Raw genomic sequence first — 22,454 nt, forward strand, 5'->3', positions numbered from 1 at the left:
GAACACAGTGGAGATTTCTTTCAGATTGCTCTTTATCACGGCTTACAGCATTATTTTTTGCGGAAATAACGCAAAAGCTTGATCAGCAGCAAGACGAAAATCAAGATTCCAATCCCGATTCCGATTATCTTCAAATAGCGTTCCACCAATTCAAGCATAAATTGCCATTGGTCGCCAAAAAAATAACCGATCCCGAAAAAGACAGCCACCCAGATCGCCAAGCCTGTATAGGCGTAGAGCAACACATTGCGAAAAGGAACGCGAATAATGCCCATGAAATACCCGATGAACTGTCTGATGCCGGGTACAAAAAAACCGACGAACAGAAGCTTGTCTCCATACTTGTCATAATAGCGACGAGTATTCTCCAAATGAGCGGGTTTGATAAACAGCCACTTTCCATAACGGGAGATCAGCGGTTGACCCAATCGATAACCCAGAAAATAGGTGATGGTAAACCCGACGGTAGCCCCGATATAAGCCATCAGGATCGCGCTCCCGCCATGCAGGACACCTTTATAAGAAAGAAAACCCGTATACGTTAAGGTACTGTTCCCCGGGGGGATGGGCAAAGCGATAAAATCTAGCGGCAATCCGATTAACAGAACAAGATAGCCGTACTGGGCAAACAAGCGTTCTACAATCTCAATCAATTGCATGGACAAGCTCCTCGAGAAATCCTTTGTGGAATGGTAATATGTTCGAGAACCAGATGAATTCCTCCTCTATCAGGCCCCAAACATACCCTACTCCTTTTACGTACGCTGTGTAATTTGGTTACAAGCGAGGAGCTTGCTACTTCCCTTTGGTCTCCCTCTCTTGCTTGACGATTTTGGGCACCCGATCTACCATTCCTTCCGAGTCCTGGTGCTCGATGTAATGAGCAAGGGCAGCCAGCTTGTTGTCCCAGAACTGTTCATAGTAAGCGAGCCACTGCTTTAATTCCCGCAGGGGTTCCGGCTGCATACGGTACCGTGTCTCCCTCCCGACCTTCCTCTCCTGAACCAGCCCAGCCTCTGCGAGAATTCGCAAATGCTTGGAGACAGCAGTACGACTGATCGGAAAATGTCCGCTGATAACCGTAACAGGCATTTCCTGCTCGACCAATAGCTGCAGGAGTCTGCGGCGAGTCGGATCGGCGATGGCCTGAAAGACATCGTACTTGGGTGCAGATGAAGCCATTCTTATTTCTCCACGTAAGTGCCGAGCACTTGGATAAGTTTTTCCCAGCCATTGTCCATGTTATTGCGAATTTGCGTATGCGGCGCACCAAATTCTGTGACCTGATCGGCGCTCCATCCGGAGTGGATCAGAGTAAAGTTCGTGTACTCTCCCTCTTCTTGCAGTTCAAATGTCAGCGTCCAGTCCTTTCCCCAACGAAAAGCAAGACGGCGAGGCGCTTCTACTACCGTCACTTCGCAGGGAGACATCCCGAATTGGCCTGCATTCAGGTGAAAGGAATGGCCGACTTCGGGTACCAAATCATTGGGCATAAACCATGCTGCCAGACCTTCCGACGTCGCAACGGCATCCCAAACTTTTTGAATCGGCGCATGAAAACGCATCGTTCTGCGAATATCAGGCAATGTCCCCTGCTGATTTTCTTTTTCTGTCATCTCGATCATCCTCCATTACGAAACCTTTTCGTTTCATGTTCGAACCTCATATTACGACACCATTTGGTTTCGTGTCAAGACGCATGTCTGAATGAGCCACTGGTCCCGTCACTCCTACTATTCCGCCTACTACGCAGGTTTTATACAGAAAAAACCACCCCCGATCCAGGTTCTACAACCTGGCGAAGATGGTTGACAAGTGGCTTGCTCCTGTTTATGGGGAATCCGACGCGGAAACGGGACGGATATAACGCGACAACATGCCGTGCTTCGGCGAACAAAGAAAGCTGAATAGAAATACAAGCCCTGTCGCGAAAGCCATGGAGCCTGAGATGGAAGTATCCAGCCAGACAGCGATCATATAGCCGACAATGGCTGAGACGACGCCGAAGGAGCTGCTCAGAACCAGCATGAGGGACAGCCGATCGGTCCAGAGGTACGCTGATGCTGCCGGTGTGATCAGCATCGCGACAACCATGATTGCTCCCACTGCGTCAAATGCCGCGACTGTAGTGACTGACACGAGAGACATGAACAAATAGTGCATGAACACGACGGGTATCCCGATGCTCGCAGCCAAACCGGGGTCAAACGAAGTGATTTTCCACTCCTTGTAAAAGAGGAGGAGGACCAGCAACACCACAGCCAGCACTACAAGCAGAATAAAGGTGGCTTCAGGAAACTCGCCAATCCAAGGAAGCTCTATGACATTCCAGGGTACGAAGGTAATTTCTCCCATGAGTGCATGTTGAATATCCAAGTGGGCATTCCCTACCTTGGTCGCGATCAGGATCACACCAATCGCAAACATTGATGTAAAAACCACGCCGATCGCAGCTTCCTGCTGAACACCTCTCGCGTGAAACCACTGTACCAGAACCGCCGTCAACAAACCTGCCAGTACGGCGCCGATCAACATATGAATGCCGCTTAGCTCCCGTGTAACCAGATATGCCGTTACGATCCCGAGCAGCACGGTGTGGCTGATCGCGTCCGCCATCATCGCCATGCGCCGCAAGATCAAAAATACACCAATCAACCCGCAGGACAAGCCTACCAGGGATGCGGTGAGCAGTATCCAGGCCGTGTAGCTCATCCGACCTCTCCTCCTCTCTGCGGACCTTTCGCACCCGAAGCTTCAATCGACGCATACCGCAGTTCTCTCTTTTGCAGCTGGATTTGCATGGCTTTTGTCAACAAGCCCTTCTCCATTCCAAAAACGAGTGACACGACGAACAAGACCGAAGATGCGAGTACAATAAACGGACCGGTGGGCCATCCGACTCCCATCGTGCTTACCAACGTGCCGATCACACCCGAACCGCCGCCAAAAATCGCCGATAGGATCACCATCCATTTGAAGGAATGGGTCCAATACCGGGCGCTGACTGCCGGGATAATCAGAAGGGCAGCCATCAGAATGACACCTACTGCTTGGATGCCGATCACGATCACCATGACAAGAACAGCGAGATAGATCCCATCCATGAATCGACGTGATAGGCCAAGCCCGCGTGCAAAGTCGGGGTCGAATAAAAACAATTTCCATTCCTTGAAAGCGATCGAAACAACGAGGATGACAATCGCTGCGAGCACCATCATCATGTATACATCTTTTCGTACCATCGATGCTGCCTGCCCGAAGATAAAGCTGTCCAGACCGCTTTGGTTTCCCCCTGCAAAACGATTGACGATGGTCAGCATCATGATGCCAAAGCCAAAAAATACAGACAGAATCATGCCCATTGCCGTATCTTCTTTGATTCGGCTGGAAGAGCGGATCCATTGGATCATCAGGGCCCCGAACAGAGCGCTTATCGCTGCCCCGGCGATCATGACCGGCATATTTTTTGTGCCAATCAGCCAAAATCCTATGACCACACCGGGCAGGGCTGCATGGGATAGAGCATCACTCATCAGACTTTGGCGCTTCCAGTAGGCAAGACATCCGATCATGCCGGATGCCATGCCCAGAATCAGTGTGCTGAATAACACCCACTGCGCATTTGCAGATAGAAGCATTCCCATCACTACGCCTCCTTCATCCAGCGTAGCGTCCCGCCGTAAGCACGGTACACATTGTCCTTCGTGAAGACCTCTTTAGTCCTGCCGTGTGCGACAACGGTTCGATTCAAAAGCAAGACATGATCGAAATAATCTTCTACCGTCTGCAAATCATGATGAACAACCATGACCGTTTTGCCTTTGTTCTTCAATTCCTTCAGCGTCGTCATGATGGCCCGCTCGGTGGCAGCATCAACCCCTGCAAGTGGCTCATCCATGAAGTACAGATCTGCGTCCTGGACCAATGCCCGTGCGAGAAACACACGCTGCTGCTGGCCACCTGATAGCTGGCTGATCTGTCTCGATGCATAATCGGCCATTCCCATCTGATCCAGCGAAGCAAGTGCCTTTTCCCGATGAGTTCGGGTGGGCCATTTCAGCCAACCAACCTGTCCATACAAGCCCATCATGACGACATCAAGCGCGTTGGTCGGAAAATCCCAGTCTACAGAGCCGCGCTGAGGAACATACCCGATTCGTTTTTTCATCTTGGCATGTGTCGATCCGAAGAAAGAGACGGAACCGGACAGCTTCGGGTGAAGCTCCAGCATCACCTTCAACAATGTCGACTTTCCCGCACCATTGGGACCGACGATGCTTGTCAGCGAGCCGGGCTGCACCTGGAAGCTGACATCATGCAACACCTTGTTTTTACGATATGAAGCAGTTAAATCCGCTACCTCCAGAACACTCATGCTACTCGTCCTCTCCATTCGAGCATTTTCATCCTTCGCGCTCGTGTGATACGTACTCTCGTTCTCCTTGCAAAAACTGCCCTCCTATTGATTCAATGCCTGGAAAATCGTCTCTACATTATGGCGGTACATCCCGATATAGGTGCCTTCCGGCGTCCCGGCATCACCCATCGCATCGGAGAATAGCTCTCCCCCGAGCTTGACTTCCAGACCTGCACTTCCGGCCCCTTCGATCACCGCTTTTATCGAATTTTGATTGATGCTGCTCTCCACGAAAACGGCAGGAATCTTGTACGCCAACAACAGCTCAATGGTAGATTGGATGTCGGAAATCCCAATCTCATCCTCCGTGCTCAATCCTTGCAGACCGACCACCTTCATCTCATGCAGCCTGCCGAAGTAGCCAAACGCATCGTGCGCTGTCACGAGGACGCGTTTTTCCTGAGGGATTTGCTTGAGCTTTTCCTGTGATTCGCGCTTGAGCGCATCCAGCTGCGAAAAGTATTTCTCTTTATTGCCTTCAAAATATTCAGCATGCTCGGGGGCAAGCTTTTTCAATTCATCCGTGGCTGTCGCAAGTGCGATCTTCCACAGATCAATATCAAACCATACGTGAGGATCTAGCTGGCCATCCTCATCGCTGAGCAGTTTTTCTTTCGGAATCGACTCCGCAATGGCTGATACCGCTTTGGTTTTGCCGATCTGGCCAAAAATGTCTATCATATTTCCTTCCAAATGAATCCCGCTATACAGCACCAAATCAGCATTCTCCAGTTTTTTGATATCCCCCTGCGTGGCGTTGTACAAATGCGGGTCTACCCCAGGACCCATCAAACTCGTCACCTGTACTTTGTCGCCACCGATGAACGCGACAGGCTCTGCAATCTGGCCAATGGTCGTAACAACGGTAATCGTCTCTTTCGTCTGTGAAGGCTCCGTGCTGTTTGGCGCAGCAGTCGATCCGCAGCCTGTCAAAAACAAGACAGAGGCGCACACGCAAACGCCAACCTTCTGTACGGCGGCTTTGATTCCTCGATTTCTCACACTCTTCTCCTCCTGAAAATATGCTCGTTCACAAAAATGTTTCCCTAAGGCAAATTTTATTGCTATATACAAAATATATTCCTCCGGCTAAATTTGTCAAGATTTTTCCTGCGACAAATTTCCAGATGTCGGAATAAAACAAAAAAAAGAAGCATCATCTCCATCTCGATGTGGAAATGATGCTTCTCGCTTCCAACACAACTTACGCGTTGCTGGAATCCGTCTCATTTTCTTTTTGCTTTTTGTCTTTTCTGCGTTTAAACCAGATCACCAATGCCAGCAAAGGAATAGCAGCAAGGAAGATGTAGAGGGACACGTCCTTGGCCATATGTGCTGCGGCTCTGCCATACAGGTAAAACAGGATGCCGACCGCATAGAATTTGACTGCGCGCCCAATAGCAGCATAAGCAATCAGCCTCCATAACGGAAAGTGCAAGAAGCCGGAGAGAATGGTAAATACCTTAAACGGAATAGGTGTAAAGGAACCCACCAGAATGGCCATTTCTCCGTTCTTCTGAAACATGTTGGTCGCGGAATCGACCCAGGATTTTTTCAGGATTTTATTTAAGAATTTGTCCCCGGCAAATTTCCCGATCATGTAACCAAACGGCGTGCCCAAAAGACAGGCGATATAACCGACGGTAGCCAACCAAATAGCGGCTGACGGATCAAGGATGCTGAGTGATACCTGCAATACAAAAGCGGGTATGGGGAAGATGACCGCATCAATAAACGAATGGATGAACAACCCCCAGGGTCCTAATTCTTTGAGCACCTCAACTAGATTATGAAGCATTGCACAACTCCTATCCTCGGCAAACCCCTGGGCCCACAATGCCTTTTTTATCTGGATTTTACAGCACATTCATCTCGTTCTACCTCATCTTCCTCCACGGCACTTGCTACATGTGACCCAGTGAAACAAGTGATCTTATGAAAGAGATGGCCCCAACCTAACTCGCACAGCACTGATTCCAACCTTTTTTGGTAGCGTGCTGGGGCGTTGGAAGATTCGAGTACAATAACCCAATACAAGTATTATAAAAAAGTTATCGTGAGAAAGCTATCCTAGCAGACATAAAATTCGTCAAATTCAGCTAAAAATAGCAAATGGGTCTTTCTTTTACATGCAAGCTGTCGTTTTCTCACTGCTGCTCTCTTTTATTATGCACTGTTTAGACATGCTGTACAAGTAGAGAGAATGTTTACTTATTCTTTTCTTTTCTTTGCGGGATAAAAAATGCAGCTTCTACTTGTGGTGCGGGCAAAGGGCGGCTGAAATAATACCCTTGAATTTCCTCGCAGGAATTCCGGGTCAGAAATTCGAGCTGGTCCTTTGTTTCAATCCCTTCCGCAATGACGTCCATTTTGAGGTTTTTCGCCATCGAAATGATGGTTGCTACTATCGCCTGATCATTCACGTTTTTCGTAATATCCGCAATGAAGGATCGGTCAATTTTCAATTTGTGGATCGGGAACTGCTTGAGGTAGCTAAGAGAGCTATAACCTGTGCCAAAGTCATCCAAACTAATTTTCACACCAAACTCGTCTAGTTCTTGGAGAATGCTCTTCGATACCTTCGCGTCCATCATCATGCTCTCCGTGATCTCCAGCTCCAGATACTTGGGCTCCAGTCCGGTTTCCGCCAGGATTTCACGGATGTAATCGATCAGATTGGGCTGATGGAACTGCTGCGAAGAGAGATTGACCGAGACGGGGATCAAGGGCCCTCCGGCCAAATGCCATTCTCGCATCTGACGGCATGCCTCTCGCAACGTCCAAGTGCCAATCTCGTAGATCATCCCTGTCTCTTCGGCGATCGGAATAAAAACGCCAGGCGACAGAATGCCTTTCACAGGATGATTCCAACGTGCCAGCGCTTCCACACCAATCATCTTATTGCTCCCGGCTTGTATTTGTGGCTGGTAATAGAGCACCAATTCCTGCCGCTGTATGGCTTTGCGCAAATCCGCTTCCAGTTCAATCTTCGTATGTAAATGCTCGTCCAATTCACTGGTGAAGAAGCGATAGCCGTTCTTTCCGTTCTTTTTCACCTCATACATCGCTTGATCTGCCTTTTGGAGCAGCTCCTCCTCATTGGTTCCATGATCGGGATACACCGCAATTCCAACACTCGCCGAGACATAGAAATCGTTTTGTTTCAAGTGGTATGGGACTTCAATGGCCGCAACCAGATTTTCTGCCAGACGAGTCACAGCCCCCCTATTCGGACACTCTTCACAGATAAGGGTAAACTCATCTCCCCCCATGCGCGCGACTGAAGCTTGATACCCTTCCGTACAAGCGAGTAACCGTTGGCTTACTTCTTGTAAAAATTGATCCCCATACGTATGACCTAACGAGTCGTTAATCAATTTAAAGCGATCGATGTCGAGCATGAGCACGGCAAACTTCGTCTGTTTCTTTTCATTTCGGGCAATCGCTTCCCGCAGGACATTCTGGAACATGCGGCGATTGGGCAGACCAGTCAGTTCGTCGTGATGAGCTTGGTACTCAACGATTTCTTTTGCTTTTTGCTCCACTTCACGCGTCTTTTCCTCGTATGCTTCCAATACCAATTGCTGCTCGAAGCTAAGCAGTTTGGTAATGGCTTGGATGAAACGGTCATAGTGAGGCAGTTCATTTTGCATGTCATGGGCAATTCTCAGCAAGGTGCTCTGCAGATTCTGGAATGCTCCCATATACCATTTTGGCGGCAACCCAATTTTTTGATGCACCAGGGCAATTTTCAACCGCTTTTGGATAAATGCCTCATCTATTTTACCTGAAAACATCTCTATCACATGGTTTGACAAGGTGAGACGCAAACGCTCAACCGTCGTGTGTTTTGTGATGATCTCTTTGAGCTTGTCGACACGAAGAATCGATTCATAGAAGGAGGAGGTAATTTGTTCAATACGAGTTATAATAATAGGTCGGAAAGCTGAAATAAGAGACAAATCTTCTTCCGTTAATTGGATCATATTCATTTGCAGAATCATTTCCGCGTTTCCTGCAATGGCGATAGACCCGCTATTTTCGATGACATTGCGCTGTTCATCTTGCTGAGCAAATATATGATGGTCGTTGCTCATTCTTCCCGCTCCTTCTCCTTGCTCTTCCTCTCCTCTAGAGCATTTTCCATTGTTTAGGAATATTGTATCATGCTGGAGTACTTCCATTTATCGATAAATTTCACAAATATTCGACAGAATCCCTTACATATTCGTGATTCTCGATTTCGGGCGTTTTCCCCTTTCATCCTCCATTCAAAACAGGCGAGGAAGGATGTTTGTCTTGCACCCCCCATTGCGTGTATGATCTTCCACTCTTTCCGTATAGAAATGGTTTTCCGTGCCGCTACGTTCGCCGTTACCGAATAAGACAAGAAGAAATACAGTATTATTGTCCCACTAGCAAATATGGAGAATGGAGTGAATGAGGATGGCAGAATTTGAACAAGATGGCTTTGAAGAACGTAGAGAACGCGGCAGAAGACCCCGCAGAAGTCTGGTGCGCACCACTGGAATCCTGCAGAATAATCTACGGGCGGCGATCAACGTCCATGCTGAAGTCGTGAATCTCAATCTGGATGACGTAGAGATCCGCGTACAGGTATTGAACTGGGGTACAGCAGTTACGCAGACCAATCCCGTATCTACTGCGCTCGATGTAACACAAATTTTAATGGGCAATACCCGGACTGCATTCAATGCCGCAATCCCTGCAGGAAGCCACTACGAAGTTCGCTTGACAGTGGAAGACAATGAAGAGACTGTCTTGATCAACACCTATGCACGGACTGCTGTTGGCGGTGGCATCCTTAATGGTCTTACTGTTTTAGACAGCCAGTTCCAAAGAGTCGAAATCGAAAACTGTCTGTAAGGATTCTAAAAAAATCGACAACGATTCGGGCATCCGAACGAAGGAGAGAGAAACTGGATTATGGCGTGCTGCCATAGTCCTTTTTCTTTTCAGGTAGGGAATGAAGAGGGCAAAAAAAACTGCCCGCTAGCGGACAGTTTTTTCATAGGAGACTCTTACAGTTTTACTACGTTCTCAGCTTGTGGACCACGGTTGCCTTGAACGATGTTGAATTGTACGCGTTGACCTTCATCCAGGGTTTTGAAACCATCGCCTTGGATTGCGCTGAAGTGTACGAATACATCGTCTCCGCCTTCTACTTGAATGAAACCGAAACCTTTTTCTGCGTTAAACCATTTTACTGTTCCGTTCGTTTGCATGAAGAAAACCTCCAAAAGTCAATTTGAATATGCTAGTCATATTTACCGAAGCAAATAAAGCTCACATATCATGAAGATGTACCCTCATGATTGTAACAACGATACCCCTTCATGATATGTGAAACATACCTACTCCCATAATATATGCGGTTATCTTTCTAACAAAAATCGGACTTGCCAGTTACCTTTTTGAAACCAAAAACAACGAAAGCCCTTCCTCTCTTCCATCCTTGCGGCTCCGATGACCGCGCCAGTGTGAATCAGATATCAAAAACGCAATCCAATGAATGGCCTTACGTATCGGATTTTTCAAGTAGCATATCTATCCTACCACGTTTGTCCAACAAAATCAATATATGCGGTTTTTTCCACGAATCCTTTACCATTTGATACAATAACGTTCGGGAGGATTGATGATGGACAAGAACACGATCAATTGCCAAGAGCTTCAGAAATTGCTGGAAGAAAACAAAGATTTGATCTTGCTTGATGTGCGCGATGAGGAAAAATTTTTGGCGGGCACCTTTCAGGCCAATCATGTGAAGACGCTCAATCGACCTTATCTAATCATGAAAGAAACCCAGGAACCTGTAGATGAACCTACAGCGCAATCATGGAAGGACAAACCGATCATTACGTTTTGCACTTCCGGGAACAAAGCAGGAAAAGCTGCCACGCTTTTGCGGGAGCACGGATTTCATGCGGTTTCACTCGAAGGAGGACTTACTGCATGGAAGGCGTTTGAGAGTGGTGTTGAGAAGGACTGACATCGTCTGTTTATGGCATCTCCCATTATTTACAGGTTCCCTTTATGCAGGGTTCTTTGGTAAAGTGGTTGATGCCAAACAAACAAGCCGAGACTTCCAGTTGGCTGGAAGTGCGGGGGATGATATTGCGAAAGAAATTTCGCTTGGGGTGAATCGCTTACAGCGATGGGTTGTATCCTCAACCCAAATCCGACAACTAACCTCGTAGGCAGAAAAAAGGAGACGATGTGAATAATGAAACAATTCGGCACTATTACCATCGCACTGGCATTGGGATTGGGAATCAGCCTTACGGGCTTTGCAAATACAGCATCTGCTGCAGCACAATTCCCAACATCTGCAAATTACACGCAAAAGGCACCATGCCCGTATCCAGCGGCATTATCCCAATTGCTCCCCTCTATGAAACAATGGCACATGCAGCCACAAATTCAGTTTCCTAACCAACAACAGCAGCCAGTCACAAACTACTACTCCTATGTACCGCAAAAACCCGTACAACAAGCACCTGTTCAACAAAAACCAGTTCAACAGGCACCTGCTCAAGCACCAACACCTGCAGCCAACCAGAACCAACAGCCTGCAGCACCTGTGAATCAAGTACAGCCAGGCAGCGATCAAGCAGCTTCCTTTACCAAGCAGGTAGCTGATCTGGTGAACCAAGAACGCGCAAAAGCAGGACTCGCACCACTTCAATTCGATGCAGCACTCTCCAAAGTAGCGACAGCAAAAGCGGCCGATATGGCGCAAAACAACTACTTTGATCACATTAGCCCAACCTACGGCTCCCCATTCGATATGATGAAGCAATTCGGGATCTCCTATATGACAGCGGGAGAAAATATTGCAATGGGGCAACGCACACCGCAAGAAGTCATGACCCAATGGATGAACAGCGAAGGTCATCGCCAAAATATTATGAATGGCTCCTTCACCAAAATCGGTGTTGGATATGTAAATGGATACTGGGTTCAAACCTTTGCTGGATAAGGTTGAATAGCAAAGCCGCACTTCTCGGATGAGAGGCGCGGCTTTTTCCGTACGGCAGAACGGCAAGGCTCCCCTTTTACATAATCACGGATATTTGTGTAAAAATGCTTGAAAAATCACTGTCGATTCAGATGACAAATGCTTGTAGATACGCTATCTTTAATGATAAAACAACTGTCGTAAACACAAGAGGGAGGATACCATGCATTCACTGGCATCACAATTGAACCAAACGATTCAACGAGAAAATCCACATGTTTTTCACATGCTGTCCCATTTGGGCAGACTGATCTATTTTCCGAAAGAAGGCATTCTCAGCCAATCTGCTGAAGCCAAGGCGAAAGCAAAAAAATATAATGCTACCATCGGTATTGCCCTGGAAGCAGGACAACCTATGCATCTCAAAGTGATCCAGGATACGCTGAGTGCCTATAACCCCAAGGATATCTACGAATACGCACCTCCTGCCGGAAAACCGGAGTTGCGTACGGCATGGCGTAAAAAAATGATTGAGGAGCAACCCTCCCTTGCTGCAAAGTCATTCGGTAATCCCATCGTTACCAATGCTCTGACGCATGGCTTGAGTGTCGTTGCAGATTTGTTTGCAGACGTGGGAGACAGCGTGATCATCCCAGACAAAAACTGGGAGAACTATGAGCTGACGTTCTCCATTCGCCGCGGTGCCGAAATGGTCTACTACCCGCTGTACAATGAAGAAATGTCCTTTAATGCAGATGGTTTGCGCGAAGCCATCCTGGCGCAAAAAGGGAAAGGAAAAGCAATTGTCGTCCTCAACTTCCCGAACAACCCAACCGGCTACACTCCAGGCCCTGAAGAAGGCAAGCAGATCCTGGCTGCACTCAAGGCTGGTGCGGACGAAGGCATCAACATCGTAGCCGTCACCGATGACGCATACTTTGGCCTGTTCTTCGAGGATTCCTTGCACGAATCCCTGTTCGCCAGCCTGTGTGATCTGCATCCGCGCATTCTGCCAGTCAAAGTGGACGGTGCAACAAAAGAAGAGTACGTCTGGGGCTTCCGCGTCGGCTTTATCACATACGGCGGCTCTGCAGACCTGCTCAGTGCCCTGGAACAAAAAACGACTGGAATTATTCGAGCCACCATATCCAGCGGCCCGCATCCTTCTCAGACCTTTGTCCTGAACGCTCTGAACTCCCCTGATTTCTTGCAGCAGAAACAGGAGAAATTCGAGATCATGAAAGGCCGCGCCAACCGTGTAAAGGCCATTCTCGACAGCGGCAAATACAATGATGCCTGGAGCTACTATCCGTTCAATTCCGGCTATTTCATGTGCCTCAAGCTTTCTACAGTCGATGCGGAAAGCCTGCGCACTCATCTGCTGGAACAGTATGGCGTAGGCACGATCGCGCTAGGCCAGACTGACCTGCGCATCGCCTTCTCGTGCATCGAGGAAGCCGATCTGGAAGAGCTGTTTGAATTGGTCTATCAAGGTGTCAAGGATTTGGAGAACAAGCGCTAAATTCGTCTCTCCCCCACCCATACAAAACGCTCTGGCCTGGAAGTGGAAGCACTTCTGCGCCAGAGCGTTTTTTTACGTTTACACCGCTGCCTTTCTGGACGGTTTCGCTGCGGGAGGAAGCGCACGTTTCTTTTTCGCGGACCCCACCAATAGCCAGCCTAATGGCAATTTGCTCAGTCCATACGAAATCGCGAAGGACAGCAACGAGCACAACACAAACGCGACGATACTGCCGAGGATGCCCTCATGAAACCATTGCAAAGCTCGCAACCCTTGCATGACATAAGTCAAAACCAGCGCGTGTATCAAATATGCACCGTACGAATACTGACCGATTCGAGTCAGCATGGCAGCCAGCCGTTGACGTCCCAGCAGCCAAAGCGCCAGACCATAGACCAGCAATAGCTGTGCTACCGTATACAAGAACATGGACGGCTTCAAGGAAGTGGCGACGTTCAGATTGATCAGACCGCTTCCCGAATCACGGATCAGTTCATATCCTACGTAACCGTAAAGCAAGACAAAGGAGATGCAGATCCACGCCCAATACTGCTTGATTTTCGCTCGAAATACGGGAAGAAGGACAGCAACCATCCCCCCGAACAGGAAGTAGAAGAAGTAATAAAAAGCGTTGCGATCCCGGTATTTGACGAAATAGGTATCCAGCCAGACGTTGTGAAAGGAAAATCCATGTGCGGGAATATAGCGGTGTGAAAACCACATCATCACGCCATAGACCAGACTGACCCCCGCTGCAATGACCAAAAAGCGCAGAAGCGTATGTGCCTGTCGCCGCATGAAACGAAACACTTGTTGCCACAAGGGGTAGAACAGATAAAACTGAAAAATCATCACAACGAACCAGAGATGATAGGAAGCCGTCCCTGTCAGAAGCGTCTTGCTAAGATTCCATACACCCCCACCATCTCCCCCCTTCAGAAAATCTGGGGACAGGAGGAGATAGACGATGGACCATACGAGATAGGGAAGCAGGATTTCTGTCATCCTTTTTCGCATAAAACTCAGGTAGGTAATCTTCTCATAGTAGTTGTAAAACAGGACCAGTCCCGTGATAAATACGAAGGCAGGCACAGCGAATTTCAGTAAATGAAACCACATTCCATAAACCATTGCCGTCTCAGGATCAATCCCGGGGACTCGCATGTAGACTCCTATGACATGTTGATAGACTACAGCTAAAAACGCAAAGGAGCGAATTAGCTCAAGCTCCGCGATTCGTTCTTTTCGCATTCATCCGCACCTTCCAGCACTTTCCATTATTTGCAAAACAATAAACTCATTTTCCATACTACTTTTTTGAAGCAAGGATCGCAAGTTTTATAAAATGGAACCGCCAGTGGAATTTTTGCCCTCCCCTTCCCGGTTTTTAACCGGCTGTATCCTTCTTGCGTAATGGGCCAAAACGTGAAAAACCGCCCGTAATAGTATACGGACGGACTTGTTTCCAGCGCTTGATCCTATTCATTTCACTTCAAGACTTGCTTCTTTCGGAGGGGTATCCGCGAGCCATAGGTCAGGCAACGCCACACCCACTCCAGCGGGCCGTAGGTGTAACGGGCGAGCCACCAGCGGCTCCCGATGATTTGCAAAACAAACAGGATCAGGCAGATGATTGCGCCTGTCAGCATACTGATCTTTCCGTATATGTGAAAGAGGCGCACCATTCCAGTGAATACAAACGTTTGCAAGACGTAATTACTCAATGCCATCCTCCCCACAAAGGCCAGGGGCATCAGTGTCTTCCTCCAGGCTTCATCTGCACACAGCAGCATCAAGGAAGTGATGTAAAAGCCACAAAGCGTCAGCCCGCTCAACCCGACAAAGACTAGGACCCCTGTATCCGCAGAGGACGGGAGTACCAAAACGCTTTCCTGTAAAAGCGGAATCATCGCAACCAATGGAAGACTAAGGAAGAGTGAAGTCCACCAAACGCGTCGAATCGCTGGCAGAAAGTCGGCGGTACGGTGAAACAAGCCTTGTCTGGCTAAGGAAAAACCCAATAAAAATAGCGGCAGGATCGGAATGACAGCGAAGAATTCATTAGAGATTACGTATGGAATTTCATAAGCCAGCCGAAATCCCATCCATTGCGGCCAGGCCCCCTCGTTGTAGGCTTGCAGGGCCATAACCACGAGACCTGCCTTGCCTTCCATTTGCTGTGACGCCGGATCGGACGGGAGAAGGAGCAGCAGCGTCATCAGGCCCTGGTAGAAAATCAGCAATGACCATGCCCAGGCGTGCACTGTCTTTTGACTTTTGTAATAGAACCATAAAAGAATACATCCCGCAATTGCATAGGTGTGCAAGATATCGCCGTACCACAGAAAGATGAGATGCAGCATGCCGAACCCCAGGAGCACCCACAAGCGTCTAGCAAATAGTCGTTTGATCGGGAGACCCTTCTGTTCGGCTCGATGCATGAATAGGTAGAACCCGGCACCGAACAAAAAGGAAAAAATCGTATAAAATTTCGTCTGGATAAACATGTTGAAAAGGAGCCGGAGCCATTCGTCCGCTCGTGTGTGCTGGATGGGGAGGGCATCTGCTGGAAGGAACAGCATCGGGTGCAGAAAAGTTGGCATATTAACCAGCACGATTCCCAGAAGGGCAAAGCCTCGAATCACATCCAACTGATGGATACGGTCCCCCTCTGAGACAGGAAATAGATTCACACATGTCATCCTTTCTGATTCTGATCAAGGTGCGAAGAGAAACCGCATGCGCACGACTCACTCACCGGTCCGATGAATTCATTCAAGTCCGAATGCGAAAAGCTTTGATTCTGCGATAAAAGGTTTTTTCAGGCAATCGTTGAAACAAGGAGAGCGCGGGCCGAAAATTGGCCTCGATAACCCAGATCTTTCCCTCTTGATCCAATCCCAGGTCCAATCCGATCTCCAGCAAGCGAGGATAGGCTTTCCCCAAGCAGGAAGCCACTGCCAAAGAGACTTTCTTGATGTCGAACAATAAATCAGGCCGTTTTGGAATCCCAGAGCGCTGGATGGCATTTTGAAGTGAAAGTACACTGCCGCGACTGCGGGCTACATTCGTCACCACATAACCGGGACCGGCCAGCTTTGCCAGCCATCCTGTGACCTGCCAACGCTGATTGCTCCTTGTCCTCTGTACCATCACTCTCACATCAAATGGCCGTCCATTTATCCTACCCAAAGAAAGATGAGGCTGCAACAAGTATATCTTCGGGCGAAACAAAGATTTCAGCGCGTGAAGAACAGCCTCTTTTCCCTCGACAACCCGCCGAATCGATCCCGCATGGATCCGATACCTCTCCCCGTCCAGGCTGCTCATTTTGATGATTCCTGCTCCTCCACCTCCGCCTGACGGCTTCAGGATGACATCTCCGTAGTTCTCCATATACTCCCACAGAGCTGCGGGGGAAAAACGCTTCGTCGGCGGCAAATACGCCTGTAAACGTGCATCCTTTGCGATATGCTGGTGTTTGCTCCATTTCCCTACGTTTGGCGCTTTTATTGCTTCATCTCCCCATTCATAATCAGATGATGTTCCTCAACTTTGGTAATCTGATTTTTGTCATCGACAAAGACAACCTTTGGCACCAACTGTCTTGCTTCCCGATCATCGTACATTCCCATGCTGAGTATGATGACCAGATCACCAGGCGAAAACAGATGAGCAGGAGGGCCATTCAAACAAATTTTTCCACTGCCCCCTTCAGCCGGCAATGCATATGTCTTCCAGCGAGTTGCATTTCGCAGACTGGTCACCTGAACGATTTCATAGGGAAGAATCTCTGCCGCTCTCATCAACTCTGCATCGATGGTAATACTGCCCACATAATCCAGCTCTGCTTGCGTCACGGTCGCTCGATGAATTTTGCCCTTGCACATATGTCGTTGCACCAGGCAAGCACCCCTTTCCTATTCCAGATGCTCCTAGTCTATGTGCAGCAGGCTGTCCATGAACCCAGTCGTGTTTGAGGCAGCGGTTTTTACCAGACAAAAAAAGCAGGGGAAGATCCCCCGCTTCGTCGTATGACACCGCTAATCGTAGCTTGCCAGGCTGTTGACAATCTGCTCCTCGATACGGTTTAGATCCAGGTCGTTCGACATATACCCGTTGATGATCAGCGAGAACACCAGCTTCTCACCGCTTTTCGTGGTCACGTAACCGGACAGGCTTCGCACATCGGTCATGGAGCCTGTCACGCCAGTCAGATTTTCTTCTGCAGCCGTTCCGATAAAGCGCTCCTCCAGTGTTCCGTCTACTCCAGCCAATGACAGCACCTCTACGAAAACAGGTGAAATCTCGTGCTGCTTGCTCATGCCTTCCAAAACAGAGACGAAGTGCCTTGGAGAAATCAGGTTGTAGCGAGTGAGGCCCGATCCGTCCATCATGTCAAAATTGGTTTTGCCGCCCATGGCCTGCACCATCTCCAATACCGACTGGACACCGGAGTCGGCGCTGCCGTTCGCTTGTTTGTGCGCACCGATGCTCTTCAAAATCATTTCGGCATATCCATTGTCGCTTTGTTTGCTCATATAATCTACGATTTGGCGAAGCGGCTGGGATGTAAACTCCATTCGCTTGACTGCCGCTGCGGGTACGGGACCGAGGACAATTTTGCTGTTGCCGGAAAAACGGATCCCTTCCTCTTCCATCTTCTCCTTTAGAACTGTACCGAAATACATCGCAGGCTCTTCGACAGGGATTCGTTTGGCGCCACCGTCATGATCGAGTGGCAATGTCCCCGTAACCCGAATCTGATTGGTTCCTCGCTCACGCTCGATAACCAAAGAATCTTTCCCGCCTTCTGCCGTGACGGCTTCGTTCTTGAGGCTCAGGTAAGAAGTATTCGGGTAGAGGCTGACCCGTACAGCATCCCCTTCCTGCTCTCCCGGCTCATAAGCCAGTACAATGGTTCCCCTGTTGAGCGACAAGGCTCCGATGCGCGGATTGAACGCTTCATCCTCATCGTCCCATGTCCATCCAAGACCCAGACGCTCTTGGTCAAAATAGGTTTCATCCAGTATCAGATTTCCGGTAATCTGCTTGATCCCCCGTTTTTTGAGATCGTCTACGATCTGCTCCACAGATACGCCGTTCTGCACTTTTAACGAATCGTCTGTGTGGATCGTAGGGTCCCCGTATCCTTTTACATACAGATTTCCCTGGATCACAGGAGAATCAGCCTTGGCTGCATCTGTGTACAGCTCCGTCTTGTATACATATTCAGGTCCAAGCTGCGACAAGGCGGCTGCACTTGTCAGCATTTTGACATTCGCTGCAGGTGTCAGGAGAGTATCGGCATCCCGCTCGTACCAGACCGCCTCATCACCGGTCGAGTCTACGGATTTGACCAGCAGTCCGACGGCGAGATTCTCCAGCTGCGGCTGATCCAGGATGGGATCGAGTGTTGCAGACAGCTTGTATGTTTTTTGGTCATCTGTTGCATACCCATCCGGCATGCTGAGTTGGGGGTACGAGGTCAGCAGTACTACGATCTGGTCTTGCAGATCTCTTGCGTACTTGGATTTATACACTCCATTGGTCATGATCACGTAGGCAAGTTTATGCCCATTCTGTGCTGTCACATAACCCGCCAAGGCATTCACTCCGCCCATCGAGCCCGTCTTCGCGATCGCTTTCTTTTCGGCAATCGTCCCTTTCAGGCGGTTTTTGAGCGTACCGTCCACTCCAGCGATCGGAAGTGATGCTTCCAGAGCCTCGCGATAGCTCTGCTCCTGGACAAAAGCAAGCATCGTCACCATCTGCTCAGGCGTGATCCAGTTGAAGCGGGAAAGACCGGAACCATCCACCACACGAAATCCGGATTCTATGCCAGCCCGCTTCACCATCTCGCGGACCGCCTCGCTTCCCGCTGCGAAGCTTCCTTCCCCTTTTTGCGTGGCACCCAACGTCTTCAGCAGCATGTCGGCGTAAAAGTTGTCGCTTTCCTTGTTCAGTTCGATCACAAGCTCGGATAGCGGTTTGGAGTAGTGCGTGTGGAGTGGGGTACCGTGTGTTACCACTGATTTTTCAATCCCCTTTTGTGCCGGGGTAATGATCCCTTCCTGAAGCAGAATGTCTCGCCACAGCTCTCCGACATAGAGTGCCGGGTCTTCCATCGTAACGGCCTCTTGATAGGGCTTGGCTTGTGCTCCGATCGTCCCTTTCAGGATGATTTCGTTTTTTCCTCGGGGACGTTCGACTGTAATGGATGTCGAACTGTTGTTCGCAACAATCTGAACCTGATTGGTGATGGCCAGATATGTAGTCGCAGGCTGTAAAGTGACAGCGGGAGCCGAGGCTTTCCCGGGCGTAATCGTCACCGTCACGCTGTTTTTCTCTGCCGCCAGGCCGCTGAGCTGAGCACTGTATCCGTAAGGCTCGTCATCCCACATCCAGCCCATTCCCAGACGCTGCGTATCGAAATAGCTTTCATCGACGAGCAGCTTCCCCGTCACTCGTCGGATCCCCTTTTCCTTCAGGGCCAATGCGATGTCGCGCAGATCGCTTTGTTTCAGACTCGGATCGCCATAGCCTTTTAGAATAAGGTTCCCTTGGACGACACCATTGCCGACGAGAGACCCGTCGATGAGCACTTCTGTCTTCCAGCGATGATCCGGTCCCAAGCGTTCCAATCCCGTGATTGTTGTGAACAGCTTCAGTGTTGATGCCGGGATGTAGCTTCTCTTCGCCTGATGCTGATACAGGAAGCGCTTGTCTGTCAAATCATAGACGGCAATTCCCGCATGAAGACCGATGCTGTTGTCATCTTTTTTCAGATCGGACAAGCGCTTTTCAATCTGTGCCTGAAGGGGCGACACTGCTTCCGCCCCCGACTCGGCATAGACTGGTGCCGCCGAGACAGACAGAATCACAGCCAACACCATCAGCCACATACAGGCTTGTTTGACTTTCAGATTCATAGTCTCCTCCTTCTCATATTTTCGTACGGGCGGCTCTCCAGTATCAGAGAAAAAGCCTGAGTACGAGTCCTATTTTTCTAAATAGTAACACAATAATCTGGATACTTCCTGCGACTAACGTACCTGTTGCTGTCCATACTAGAGAAAACATGACCGAACGGAGGTATTACCTGTGCTGATTCGCTTCATCTGGACGGCTGTCCTTTGTCTGACTTTGGCTGGCCCGGCATTCGCTGCTCCCCCTAATCTGGCTCGCTTGCACGTCGATACCACCCCTGTGAAAAACGTACGCGATCTGGTACAAACCTGTGATCTCATTGTCTCAGGCCGCACCGACAGTCATTTCCAGTCCGCTCCGACGGGAGTCTCCCTGGGCCACGGAAAGGTGCACAACTACGTACAGTCCTTTCGGGTCCAGCGCACCTGGAAAGGCTCTGCCCCGCAGGTCATCAAACTGCTAACTACGGGAATAGAGCCACTGCCAGATGCCAGAGATCCCCTCAATCTAACATACCCAGGGCCCCTGAGCGAAGGAGAGTATGTGCTTTTTCTCAAAAGGGTTCACGGAACCAATCTTTATCGTCTCGTCGGGGTCTGGCAAGGAGTTTATCCCGTACAGGTCGGGCGAACCATCGCATTGCGGGGAGTCGGATTTGCAGAGTTGAATGGACTTGCTTTGGACCAGATCGGCCTGACATTGCAACGATTACAAGCACCCGCACGTTAACGGTCTGGCAAAATCCCCAATTGCTTTCCCAGATCGAGAAGCGCCATATAGGGATCTCCCGGCAATTGCAGGGCGTAGGCAAAAGCCGGCTCGGTCTTGATGCCTTGCTCCCTGAGCCGCAGGATAGTCTCCCTGAGTCCGGGGTCCCTCTCCATTAGCGCATGCTCCACAATCATATGAAGGTAGGCATTTTGCTCTATCACCGGTCTCGGCTGGCCGAACAGCTCAAAGGCAAACCCGCTGTAGAAAAAATTGGCTTTGATCGTCGGAATTCCGCTCCGTTCTTTTTGTGTGATGACAAAGTCCTGCACCCCCCCGTATAACGAGATCACCTGCTGTTGAAATCGGGCAAAATCATGAACCTCCATGATCACGTCCAGGTCGGATTGATCCGTATCGATCTCAATGGGGATCGTGCCGCACAGGACAGGCGAATACGATTCTAGCTCCTCCGGAATGCGAAGTTCACATATAGCCCGATATGCCAGCTGTTGTTTGGGGTTGCCAGCCTGTAATGTCTGCCAATTGGTCAACAAGCCGTTCCTCTCCTTTCCATATTGGGGAAAATATGAAAAACCACTGTCTTCACAGTGGTTTTTTCGGTGAGCCACTACTTGCTCATATCGTACATAAAAAGGAACATCGCGATCGCACAAGCGAGGACAGTGCCGATAAAGCCCCACATGACCCATTTATTTTCATTGCGATTCTGATTATCGTTCATCACGCAGTCTCCTCATACAAGCATTCATCATCATTATAAAACCGTTTTCATGGAAAAGAAACCCGATAATATGACAAAGATGTTGCTTTCAGGAGTTTAAACAGTCGTTTAATTCGCGAATTGACGAACGATTTGACTGGCTTGAACATCTCCGCTGATCAGTTTTTCCTTTTTCATCCAATTGATCAGCGTTTGCCAGGATTCTTCGGTCTGGTAGCCAAAAGGCTTATCCCCTGCATCCATCAGCGGCAACAGGATCTCCAGGCTCTTGGTCTCGATGTCCTCCTCGAGCGGGAATTCCTCCGCCTGCTTGGCCAAAAGCAGATCCAGAGCTGGTTTCGGATTCTCGGCGACGTATTTCTGTGCTTTTGCAGCCGCGCGCATAAATGCTTCGAACGCTTGCTTTTTCTGTTCCCACTGATCATCGCTTGTCGTCAAGATCAGTTCGTAATAGTCAGGCACTCCGAAATCGGTTGGTTTGAAAATGTTAAGCGGTACACCGTGCTTCTCCAAAATGGGCCCTTCATGGTTGATGTAGCCTCCGACTACGGCATCCACCTTTTTGCCGGTCAAGGCAGGCACAATGTCAAACCCAATATCGATAAAGGACAGCCCGGAGTCGTCTCCGCCAGCATGTTTGACCGCTGTACGAACGATGGATTCGTTAAACGGGATCGATGGGAATCCGATGGCTTTGCCTGCGAGCTTTTCCGGAGAATCCAGTCCGCTGTCCTGCCTAGTCATGATCGCGTTCAGCGGATGTCTGACCAAAGCCGCTACAGAAACGACTGGAATACCCTCTGCTCTCGCCTGAACCACCTGTGTCTGATAGCTAATCGCCAGGTCTACTTTGCCCGCTGCTACCATTTTCAGCGGATCATTGCTGTCCGATGGCATTTGCAGGTGAACATCCAGATTTTCTTCCTGGAAAAAGCCCTTTTCCTGGGCTACGTACAGAAAGGAGTGGACCGCATTCGGATACCAGTCCAAGGCGACGGTCAGTTTTGTCGGTTCCCCTTTGCCATTTGCCTGCGGATTCGAATCCGGGGCAGCCGGAACGGCGGTATTGCTGCTTCCGCAAGCCGCCAAGCTTGCAGCCAAACCAAATGCCAGAACACTCTTCATCCAATTCTTTTTCGTTCTCATGATG

At 49.3% G+C, this 22,454-nt stretch carries 22 protein-coding genes and 1 riboswitch; of the genes, 5 read left to right on the forward strand and 17 right to left on the reverse strand.

Annotated elements, in window-relative coordinates; genetic code table 11:
- Nucleotides 1-50: 50 nt before the first annotated feature.
- From T458_RS41125 to T458_RS41165, 9 genes are all read right to left on the reverse strand, one after another.
- A complete protein-coding gene (locus T458_RS41125) occupies nucleotides 51-659 on the reverse strand; it encodes a DedA family protein (protein ID WP_023556890.1) in 609 nt (202 codons plus the stop codon).
- Nucleotides 660-795: 136 nt separating this feature from the next.
- Nucleotides 796-1,182: an ArsR/SmtB family transcription factor gene (locus T458_RS41130; protein ID WP_023556891.1), complete on the reverse strand. Its 387-nt coding sequence runs from the start codon at nucleotides 1,180-1,182 to the stop codon at nucleotides 796-798.
- 2 nt (nucleotides 1,183-1,184) lie between these two features.
- Complete coding sequence (locus tag T458_RS41135) at nucleotides 1,185-1,616, reverse strand: SRPBCC family protein (RefSeq protein WP_023556892.1); 432 nt, start codon at nucleotides 1,614-1,616, stop codon at nucleotides 1,185-1,187.
- 214 nt (nucleotides 1,617-1,830) lie between these two features.
- Nucleotides 1,831-2,712, reverse strand: a complete 882-nt coding sequence (locus tag T458_RS41140) for a metal ABC transporter permease (RefSeq protein ID WP_023556893.1) — start codon at nucleotides 2,710-2,712, stop codon at nucleotides 1,831-1,833.
- Nucleotides 2,709-3,647 carry a metal ABC transporter permease gene (locus tag T458_RS41145; RefSeq protein ID WP_031305774.1) on the reverse strand — a complete coding sequence of 313 codons (939 nt, stop codon included), beginning with the start codon at nucleotides 3,645-3,647 and terminating at the stop codon, nucleotides 2,709-2,711. Before T458_RS41145 ends, T458_RS41140 begins: the two co-directional genes overlap by 4 nt.
- On the reverse strand, nucleotides 3,647-4,375 hold the full coding sequence (locus tag T458_RS41150) for a metal ABC transporter ATP-binding protein (protein ID WP_023556895.1): 729 nt from the start codon (nucleotides 4,373-4,375) through the stop codon (nucleotides 3,647-3,649). The genes T458_RS41145 and T458_RS41150 overlap by 1 nt, the downstream gene beginning before the upstream one ends.
- Nucleotides 4,376-4,459: 84 nt before the next feature.
- Nucleotides 4,460-5,419, reverse strand: a complete 960-nt coding sequence (locus T458_RS41155; protein ID WP_023556896.1) for a metal ABC transporter solute-binding protein, Zn/Mn family — start codon at nucleotides 5,417-5,419, stop codon at nucleotides 4,460-4,462.
- Nucleotides 5,420-5,621: 202 nt separating this feature from the next.
- Complete coding sequence (locus T458_RS41160; RefSeq protein ID WP_023556897.1) at nucleotides 5,622-6,215, reverse strand: YqaA family protein; 594 nt, start codon at nucleotides 6,213-6,215, stop codon at nucleotides 5,622-5,624.
- A gap of 409 nt (nucleotides 6,216-6,624) precedes the next feature.
- The gene (locus T458_RS41165; protein ID WP_023556898.1) at nucleotides 6,625-8,514 is read right to left on the reverse strand and encodes an EAL domain-containing protein; all 1,890 of its coding nucleotides are present in this window, start codon (nucleotides 8,512-8,514) and stop codon (nucleotides 6,625-6,627) included.
- A gap of 349 nt (nucleotides 8,515-8,863) precedes the next feature.
- On the opposite strand from T458_RS41165, the gene T458_RS41170 reads away from it, so the two are divergent.
- The gene (locus T458_RS41170; protein WP_023556899.1) at nucleotides 8,864-9,304 is read left to right on the forward strand and encodes a hypothetical protein; all 441 of its coding nucleotides are present in this window, start codon (nucleotides 8,864-8,866) and stop codon (nucleotides 9,302-9,304) included.
- Between the two features lie 155 nt (nucleotides 9,305-9,459).
- Here the strand turns inward: T458_RS41170 and T458_RS41175 are convergent, their stop codons facing one another.
- Complete coding sequence (locus T458_RS41175; protein WP_023556900.1) at nucleotides 9,460-9,663, reverse strand: cold-shock protein; 204 nt, start codon at nucleotides 9,661-9,663, stop codon at nucleotides 9,460-9,462.
- 413 nt (nucleotides 9,664-10,076) lie between these two features.
- Between T458_RS41175 and T458_RS41180 the strand changes: the two genes are divergently transcribed.
- The 3 genes from T458_RS41180 (at nucleotide 10,077) to T458_RS41190 (ending at nucleotide 12,921) form a co-directional block, all read left to right on the forward strand.
- Nucleotides 10,077-10,430 (forward strand): rhodanese-like domain-containing protein, encoded by a 354-nt coding sequence (locus tag T458_RS41180; RefSeq protein WP_252989830.1) that lies wholly within the window; start codon nucleotides 10,077-10,079, stop codon nucleotides 10,428-10,430.
- Nucleotides 10,431-10,505: 75 nt separating this feature from the next.
- Nucleotides 10,506-10,656, forward strand: a riboswitch (cyclic di-AMP (ydaO/yuaA leader).
- 8 nt (nucleotides 10,657-10,664) lie between these two features.
- Nucleotides 10,665-11,420, forward strand: a complete 756-nt coding sequence (locus tag T458_RS41185; RefSeq protein WP_023556902.1) for a CAP domain-containing protein — start codon at nucleotides 10,665-10,667, stop codon at nucleotides 11,418-11,420.
- Between the two features lie 202 nt (nucleotides 11,421-11,622).
- Nucleotides 11,623-12,921, forward strand: coding sequence for an aminotransferase class I/II-fold pyridoxal phosphate-dependent enzyme (locus T458_RS41190; protein WP_023556903.1), 1,299 nt, complete (start codon nucleotides 11,623-11,625; stop codon nucleotides 12,919-12,921).
- A 78-nt stretch (nucleotides 12,922-12,999) separates the two neighbouring features.
- Here the strand turns inward: T458_RS41190 and T458_RS41195 are convergent, their stop codons facing one another.
- From T458_RS41195 to dacB, 5 genes are all read right to left on the reverse strand, one after another.
- The gene (locus tag T458_RS41195; RefSeq protein WP_023556904.1) at nucleotides 13,000-14,172 is read right to left on the reverse strand and encodes an acyltransferase; all 1,173 of its coding nucleotides are present in this window, start codon (nucleotides 14,170-14,172) and stop codon (nucleotides 13,000-13,002) included.
- Between the two features lie 236 nt (nucleotides 14,173-14,408).
- Entirely contained in the window at nucleotides 14,409-15,614 is a 1,206-nt protein-coding gene (locus tag T458_RS41200) for a DUF418 domain-containing protein (protein WP_023556905.1), read from the reverse strand.
- A gap of 82 nt (nucleotides 15,615-15,696) precedes the next feature.
- Nucleotides 15,697-16,434, reverse strand: a complete 738-nt coding sequence (locus T458_RS41205; protein ID WP_084567981.1) for a YheC/YheD family protein — start codon at nucleotides 16,432-16,434, stop codon at nucleotides 15,697-15,699.
- Complete coding sequence (gene panD, locus T458_RS41210; protein ID WP_023556907.1) at nucleotides 16,431-16,823, reverse strand: aspartate 1-decarboxylase; 393 nt, start codon at nucleotides 16,821-16,823, stop codon at nucleotides 16,431-16,433. Before panD ends, T458_RS41205 begins: the two co-directional genes overlap by 4 nt.
- A 141-nt stretch (nucleotides 16,824-16,964) precedes the next feature.
- Nucleotides 16,965-19,853, reverse strand: coding sequence for a D-alanyl-D-alanine carboxypeptidase/D-alanyl-D-alanine endopeptidase (gene dacB, locus T458_RS41215; RefSeq protein ID WP_023556908.1), 2,889 nt, complete (start codon nucleotides 19,851-19,853; stop codon nucleotides 16,965-16,967).
- 172 nt (nucleotides 19,854-20,025) lie between these two features.
- On the opposite strand from dacB, the gene T458_RS41220 reads away from it, so the two are divergent.
- Nucleotides 20,026-20,580 carry a hypothetical protein gene (locus tag T458_RS41220; RefSeq protein WP_023556909.1) on the forward strand — a complete coding sequence of 185 codons (555 nt, stop codon included), beginning with the start codon at nucleotides 20,026-20,028 and terminating at the stop codon, nucleotides 20,578-20,580.
- On the opposite strand, the gene T458_RS41225 is transcribed toward T458_RS41220, so the two are convergent.
- Together T458_RS41225 and T458_RS41230 are read right to left on the reverse strand one after the other, a co-directional pair.
- A complete protein-coding gene (locus T458_RS41225) occupies nucleotides 20,577-21,116 on the reverse strand; it encodes a DUF4269 domain-containing protein (RefSeq protein WP_023556910.1) in 540 nt (179 codons plus the stop codon). The genes T458_RS41220 and T458_RS41225 overlap by 4 nt on opposite strands.
- Before the next feature lie 296 nt (nucleotides 21,117-21,412).
- Entirely contained in the window at nucleotides 21,413-22,450 is a 1,038-nt protein-coding gene (locus tag T458_RS41230; protein WP_023556912.1) for an ABC transporter substrate-binding protein, read from the reverse strand.
- Between the last annotated feature and the right edge of the window lie 4 nt (nucleotides 22,451-22,454).

The organism is Brevibacillus panacihumi W25, assembly GCF_000503775.1.
In the GTDB taxonomy this organism is placed as follows: Bacteria; Bacillota; Bacilli; order Brevibacillales; family Brevibacillaceae; genus Brevibacillus; species Brevibacillus panacihumi_A.

What these genes read in the sequence shown, in the direction of transcription:
- T458_RS41170 (WP_023556899.1), top strand. Translation starts at nt 8,864, where the DNA reads ATGGCAGAATTTGAACAAGATGGCTTTGAAGAACGTAGAGAACGCGGC.
- T458_RS41130 (WP_023556891.1), bottom strand. Translation starts at nt 1,182, where the DNA reads ATGGCTTCATCTGCACCCAAGTACGATGTCTTTCAGGCCATCGCCGAT.
- T458_RS41195 (WP_023556904.1), bottom strand. Translation starts at nt 14,172, where the DNA reads ATGCGAAAAGAACGAATCGCGGAGCTTGAGCTAATTCGCTCCTTTGCG.
- T458_RS41180 (WP_252989830.1), top strand. Translation starts at nt 10,077, where the DNA reads ATGATGGACAAGAACACGATCAATTGCCAAGAGCTTCAGAAATTGCTG.
- T458_RS41165 (WP_023556898.1), bottom strand. Translation starts at nt 8,514, where the DNA reads ATGAGCAACGACCATCATATATTTGCTCAGCAAGATGAACAGCGCAAT.
- T458_RS41150 (WP_023556895.1), bottom strand. Translation starts at nt 4,375, where the DNA reads ATGAGTGTTCTGGAGGTAGCGGATTTAACTGCTTCATATCGTAAAAAC.
- T458_RS41175 (WP_023556900.1), bottom strand. Translation starts at nt 9,663, where the DNA reads ATGCAAACGAACGGAACAGTAAAATGGTTTAACGCAGAAAAAGGTTTC.
- T458_RS41160 (WP_023556897.1), bottom strand. Translation starts at nt 6,215, where the DNA reads ATGCTTCATAATCTAGTTGAGGTGCTCAAAGAATTAGGACCCTGGGGG.
- T458_RS41190 (WP_023556903.1), top strand. Translation starts at nt 11,623, where the DNA reads ATGCATTCACTGGCATCACAATTGAACCAAACGATTCAACGAGAAAAT.
- dacB (WP_023556908.1), bottom strand. Translation starts at nt 19,853, where the DNA reads ATGAATCTGAAAGTCAAACAAGCCTGTATGTGGCTGATGGTGTTGGCT.
- T458_RS41125 (WP_023556890.1), bottom strand. Translation starts at nt 659, where the DNA reads ATGCAATTGATTGAGATTGTAGAACGCTTGTTTGCCCAGTACGGCTAT.
- T458_RS41230 (WP_023556912.1), bottom strand. Translation starts at nt 22,450, where the DNA reads ATGAGAACGAAAAAGAATTGGATGAAGAGTGTTCTGGCATTTGGTTTG.
- T458_RS41135 (WP_023556892.1), bottom strand. Translation starts at nt 1,616, where the DNA reads ATGACAGAAAAAGAAAATCAGCAGGGGACATTGCCTGATATTCGCAGA.
- T458_RS41185 (WP_023556902.1), top strand. Translation starts at nt 10,665, where the DNA reads ATGAAACAATTCGGCACTATTACCATCGCACTGGCATTGGGATTGGGA.
- T458_RS41140 (WP_023556893.1), bottom strand. Translation starts at nt 2,712, where the DNA reads ATGAGCTACACGGCCTGGATACTGCTCACCGCATCCCTGGTAGGCTTG.